Raw genomic sequence first — 5,838 nt, 5'->3', positions numbered from 1 at the left:
TTAAAAATAGTGTTATAGAGTTACAAAGTACTGGTAGGTATTTCCATTATCTAAGAGTTACGACGCGAAAGAAATAAAAACAATACTTTTTTATTTCTGAAACTAGTAAGGCGCATAGGGTGACCGCCTTATAGCGGCAACCGTAGAATGACGAGCGACTACTTTGGAGCCGTCAGTCTTTGCGAGTTGCGACTCGCAAGAAAAAATAGAAATACCTACCATCTTATCGGGACTATATAACTTTATCATTATACCATTTTTAATCGCAATTTGCAGTCTTTAATGTAATGTTTCTGTTTAGATAGTTCGTTCTCATAAAGCAAAAAGTTGGAGCTCAGTACTCCAACAATTTCTATTAAAATGTTTGGCGTTTAGCTTTACGCTCTGCACGTCCACGAGCACGACTTTCTGCACGCTTGGTTTTACGGCGCTTTTCATCAACCGCCCATTGAATTTTCTTCTTATAACCCGGTTTGACTTTTTTCTTTTTCTTTTTAACCAAACCAATCATTTCGATATCAAGCTTATCTTGTTTTTTCTCACGGTTTGCACGACGATCACGGTCATAGGTATCTTGGAATTCTCCATCTTTGACCATCTTAGGAGTAAACTTGATTCCCAATTTCTCCAACTCACGGATATCCGAGTCATCGCTCGGCTGGTAAAGAGTAATAGCTGTACCAGCTAGGCCATTGCGTCCAGTACGACCAACACGGTGCACAAAGAAAGATAAGTCTTGCGGAATGGCATCATTGATGACATGGCTAACACCTTCAATGTCAATCCCACGCGCTGCCAAATCTGTTGCGACAATGTACTCAAAATCCAGATTTTTTACCTGATTCATGATACGCTTGCGCTCACGAGGAGCAATATCTCCGTGAATCTTTGCCACCTTCAAACCTTGAGCAGTCAGGTAAGAATGCAATTCATCAGCACGCGTTTTAGTGTTAACAAAAATCATTGCCAAATAGGGTTGCATCAACTGAGTCAACTGGTAAATTTGAGCATTCTTATCACGTCCCTTGGTAGAAATCAACCAATTATCAATGGTATCAGAAATGACCGTTTTGGTCTTGATTTTCTCCATAACAGGATTTGACAAGTATTTTTTCAAGAATGGTTGCAGTTTTTGTGGAATAGTCGCTGAGAAGACCATGAATTGCAAATCTTTTGGAAGACTGCCAGCAATCTTATCAACAGTTTCCAAGAATCCCATATCCAAGGTCATGTCTGCCTCATCGACCACAAAGGTCTTGGCCTTGTGAATAGCCAAATCACCGGATTTAACCAAGTCGTAAATACGGCCTGGTGTTCCAATAACAATATGAGGCTGGTTGCTTGCCAATTTCTCAATCTGGCGAGCCTTATCTGTCCCTCCCACGTAATTAACCACACGAACTTCCACGTCTGAGTGGGCAGCAATCTGACGAGCTGCTTGGTAAATTTGAGTAGCCAACTCACGACTCGGTGCAGTAATCACTGCTTGTACACTATCGCTAGCTTCATCTAATTGCTGGAAAATCGGTAACAAGAAAGTGTGAGTCTTACCTGAACCTGTTTTTGATTCTCCAACCAAATCTCGGCCTGCCAAGACAATGGGAATCAACTTATCTTGTACCTCTGTTGGAGTTGTAAATTTCAACTCCTCCAAGGCTTCTCTAATATAGTTTTTAAATTGAAATTTCGTAAATGACATACTATCCTCGATTCTATCTATCTTATCAATTATACCACATTTTATTCCATTTCAGTAGTCTCTCTCATAGAGCTTACTTTCAGTAGTTCATCTAATCAGAAAAAGGCTGGAATTTGTGAATCCCAACCTCTTTTCAGTTATTATTTCCAGTTTAAAGTAGCATTCAAGCCATAGTGATCACTCACTTGCGGACTATTGTTGCCATCAAATACGACATGTAAATTTTCTACCGCTAACTCCTTGCTAGTAAAAACATAGTCGATTCGAAGGGGTTCTGTATTCCCCTTCCAGCCATCAATTTCTGGCGGAACAGTATAGCTACCACTTTTCTCTTGAGCAACTTCAAATGCGTCTTGTAAGCCTAATGAACTAGCTAAAATAGCTTGGTATCCTTCCTGACCAGCTGGGTTGTTGAAATCTCCAGCCAGCAAAAGTGGCTTGTTCAATTCTTTCAAGACAGCCTCAAATCGCGCCCATTCTTCTTGGAAACCTTTATCCCACCAAGAAAGGTGGACACTGGCAACTGCAAGCTCCTTACCATCAACTACAGTTTCAGCCAGGGCGACACGGCGAGTATGATAGTCTGTTGGATCATCCACATCTGAAACTAAAATTTCTCTGGCTTCAATAGGTGTTTTAGACAAGATAGCCACACCTTCATGGTAACGGTCATAACCGATATGGTTATAGGCCCAAGTCCAGTAGTAATTTTTCCCTTGCTCAGACAACTTTTCAACCAAGAGTCTAACATAGTGGTCTTGATGAATAGTCTCAGCTGCTGGCAAAGCTTGATAAAAGTCATTAACCTCCACCTCTGGAGATGTGATCTCCTGATTGATTTCTTGGAAACAAATCAAATCATAGTCTTTTTCAAGAATATCCTCAAGCAAAATCTGGAATTTTTCCTCAGCTTCTTTTTCCATCCAACTGTGAGTATTGAGTGTTAAAAATTTCATTCTTTTCTCCCAAAATAAGAGGTTGGAATACAGCTTCCAACCTCAAGTATATTACAATTCTACTTTAGCAACTGCTGTTTTAGCTGCAAGAGAACCTGTTTTTTCTAATTTAACTGATTTAATTGCATCACCATTTGTGAAGACAACTACTGTTGAAGTTTCACGTCCTGCTGCACGGATAGCATCCAAGTCAGCTGTGACAAGGAGATCACCTGCTACAACTTTTTGTCCTTCAGCAACATGAACTGTAAATGGTTTACCTTCAAGACTTACTGTGTCCAAACCAATGTGAACCAATACTTCAAGACCTGCTTCAGTCACAATACCAAGAGCATGTTTTGTTGGGAAGATGCTTGATACAGTACCTGAAACTGGAGATACGATATTTCCATTTGCAGGTTCTACTGCAAATCCATCACCCATCATTTTTTGAGCAAATACTGGATCTTTTACTTGTTCCAAAGCAACAACTTGACCGTCTGCTACTGAGTAAACTTCCTCAGTAAGACCTTTGAAGTGAACAGTGTTTTGTTGTGCTTCAGTCATTTGGCTTGGAAGAGTTTCAGGAATGATTTCACCTGAATCAAGGATATCTTGGATATCAGATTTCAATACGTCAGCTTTTGGTCCGTAGATAGCTTGAACCCCTTGTCCTTTCATGACAAGACCCATAGCTCCTTCTGCTTTCCATTGCTCTGCATTTCCTACTTTATCTGCATCTTTAACAGTTACACGAAGACGAGTCATACATGCGTCAACATCAACGATGTTTGCACGTCCACCAAGAAGGTTGATAATGTTTACAGCTTGAGAACCTGCTGCAACTTTCACTTCGCTGCTAGATTCTTCTGAACCTTCAGCAGTTTCGTAGTTTCCGTTACGTCCTGGAGTTGCGTAGTTGAATTTTTGAATCATGAAGTTTGCGATAAAGTACATGATTACAGCAAAGAGAACAGTTACCCAAATGAAGTTAATGATATCCATACCGATACCAGCACTGATTGCAATAGGTGTACGAGTCAAGAACTCGATTGAACCGAATGAGTGCATACGTAGGTTTACAACGTCAGCCATAGCAAAGGCAGCACCTTGAACAAGTGAGTAAACAAGATACATAGGTGTTGCTACAAACATGAACATGTATTCGATTGGTTCAGTAACCCCTGTCAAGAATGTTGCAAGAGCTGTCGCAATCATCATACCTTTATATTGATGTTTCTTATCAGCATCGACATTACGGTAGATAGCCACGATCACACCCATCAAGATACCGAATGAACCGATCATTTGTCCAACTTTGAAACGAGCTGGGTGAACAGTATCTAACAATTGTTGGTAGTGACTTGCATCTGTACCTTTAAGGTTAACAAGGTCTGTTACCCATGCAAGCCATAGTGGGTCTTGACCAAATACTTGAGTACCTTTAGCTGCACCAGTTAAAATGTCATAAGTACCACCAAGAGCTGTGTAGTTCATTGGGATAGTCAACATGTGGTGAAGACCAAATGGCAAGAGCAAGCGTTCCAAAGTACCATACAAGAATGGTGCAAGAATTGGTGCAGTTTGTTGTGAGTTGGCAATCCAGATACCAAAGCTATTGATACCTGTTTGAACTACTGGCCAGAAAGCAGCAAGTAGAATTGCAGCGATTGCTGAACGAAGAATAACTACAAATGGTACGAAACGTTTTCCGTTGAAGAATGAAAGTGCATCAGGAAGTTTACGGAAGTTGTAGTATTTGTTGTAAGCAGTTGCCCCTACAAAACCTGAGATGATCCCTACGAATACACCCATGTTCAAGGCTGGAGCTTCAAGAACACTGATAAAGTAATCAGCAACTTTGATTGAACCACCAAAGAGAGTAGTTACCATAGCATCTGGATTTTTCAACATATCGCCTGATACACCAAAGATTGTACCAGTGATACGGTTAATCAAGATGAAGGCAAGACCAGCGGCGAAAGCACCACCAGCACGTTCTTTAGCCCAGCTTCCTCCAATGGCTAGGGCAAACAAAATGTGAAGGTTACCGATAACCCCCCAACCGATTTGCTCAAGAATTCCACCTGTGATGACAAGTGGTGCAAAGGTTGGGTTAATCATCACGATAGACTTACCGATTGAAATCATCAAACCAGCAGCCGGCATAACCGCGATAACCACCATCAAAGCCTTACCGAATTTTTGCCAAAATTCGAAAGACAAGACATTTTTGAATGTATCTTTCATCATTCAAATCTCCTTTATTTTTATTTAGGCAAACGTTTTACGAAAACGTTTGCACCTTTTATGATTTAATTATACCACTTTAATTTTTTTTGTAAAGGCTTTTATTCAAAAAAATACTCTTTTTTCAAAAAAATTTCTAGTGCCAAATTTCAAGTTCAAATTAGCCATCAAGAAGTCTTCTCTGAGCGACTTCTTGATACTCTTCGAAAATCTCTTCAAACCACGTCAGCGTCGCCTTACCGTATATATGTGACTGACTTCGTCAGTCTTATCTATAACCTCAAAACAGGATTTTGAGCATCCTATGGCTAGCTACCTAGTTTGCTCTTTGATTTCCATTGAGTATTAGAAGTCCCTTTTCTAAAACTTTTGTAGCAAAAAAGGAGATCATTTAATCTCCTCATAAAAGTAGCTAGTTTACCTAAATCTTCAAGAATCTGCGCATAGAAATTCCTGATCCCAGTGAACCGATGAAAATTCCAATCACAAATAATAGGGCGATCATCAGAGGAGTAAATACCTCTGGCGCGATCATAGAAAGATTTTGTCCGACCAACGACTTATTGACAGATTGGTAAACCATTCGATAAACAATAAAGACCAACACTGATGGTGCAGTTGCTCCAAGCAAACCAATGAAGGCACCTTCAAGTAAGAAAGGTCCACGGATATAACTGTTCTTAGCACCAACCAAGCGCATGATTTGAATTTCGCGACTGCGAGAAATAATGGTAATACGAATAGTATTAGAAATCAAGAAAACTGCAATGAAAATCAAAAGTCCTGCAATAACTAGTCCCCAAACACGGATAAATGATGCTAGTTGGAATAGGCGTTCTGTATTGGCACCACCATCCTGAACCTCAGACACACCTTCAATTTTTTTAGCATCCTCGGCTACAGTTTTTACATCACTTGGCGTATTTGTATCAACAATATAGGCATCATAGAGGG

General features: G+C 40.2%; 4 protein-coding genes. All 4 read right to left on the bottom strand.

What is annotated here, in order from left to right; genetic code table 11:
* Positions 1 to 355 precede the first annotated feature (355 nt).
* Positions 356 to 1,699 carry a DEAD/DEAH box helicase gene (locus SMIDD26_RS04910; RefSeq protein WP_061439264.1) on the bottom strand — a complete coding sequence of 448 codons (1,344 nt, stop codon included), beginning with the start codon at positions 1,697 to 1,699 and terminating at the stop codon, positions 356 to 358.
* Between the two features lie 140 nt (positions 1,700 to 1,839).
* On the bottom strand, positions 1,840 to 2,655 hold the full coding sequence (locus SMIDD26_RS04905) for an endonuclease/exonuclease/phosphatase family protein (RefSeq protein WP_061439263.1): 816 nt from the start codon (positions 2,653 to 2,655) through the stop codon (positions 1,840 to 1,842).
* A 51-nt stretch (positions 2,656 to 2,706) separates the two neighbouring features.
* Positions 2,707 to 4,887: a PTS transporter subunit IIBC gene (locus SMIDD26_RS04900; protein WP_134990171.1), complete on the bottom strand. Its 2,181-nt coding sequence runs from the start codon at positions 4,885 to 4,887 to the stop codon at positions 2,707 to 2,709.
* 418 nt (positions 4,888 to 5,305) lie between these two features.
* Positions 5,306 to 5,838: permease-like cell division protein FtsX (gene ftsX / locus SMIDD26_RS04895; RefSeq protein ID WP_134990186.1), on the bottom strand; the 533-nt coding region annotated here is incomplete at its 5' end.

Source organism: Streptococcus mitis, assembly GCF_001579035.1.
GTDB classification, from domain to species: Bacteria; Bacillota; Bacilli; order Lactobacillales; family Streptococcaceae; genus Streptococcus; species Streptococcus mitis_J.
Note: the sequence above shows the minus strand (reverse complement) of the source record. Positions and strands in the feature narration are given on the sequence as shown.

Excerpts from the sequence above, each read along its gene's own strand:
- SMIDD26_RS04910 (WP_061439264.1), bottom strand. The coding sequence starts at position 1,699 with ATGTCATTTACGAAATTTCAATTTAAAAACTATATTAGAGAAGCCTTG.
- SMIDD26_RS04905 (WP_061439263.1), bottom strand. The coding sequence starts at position 2,655 with ATGAAATTTTTAACACTCAATACTCACAGTTGGATGGAAAAAGAAGCT.
- SMIDD26_RS04900 (WP_134990171.1), bottom strand. The coding sequence starts at position 4,887 with ATGATGAAAGATACATTCAAAAATGTCTTGTCTTTCGAATTTTGGCAA.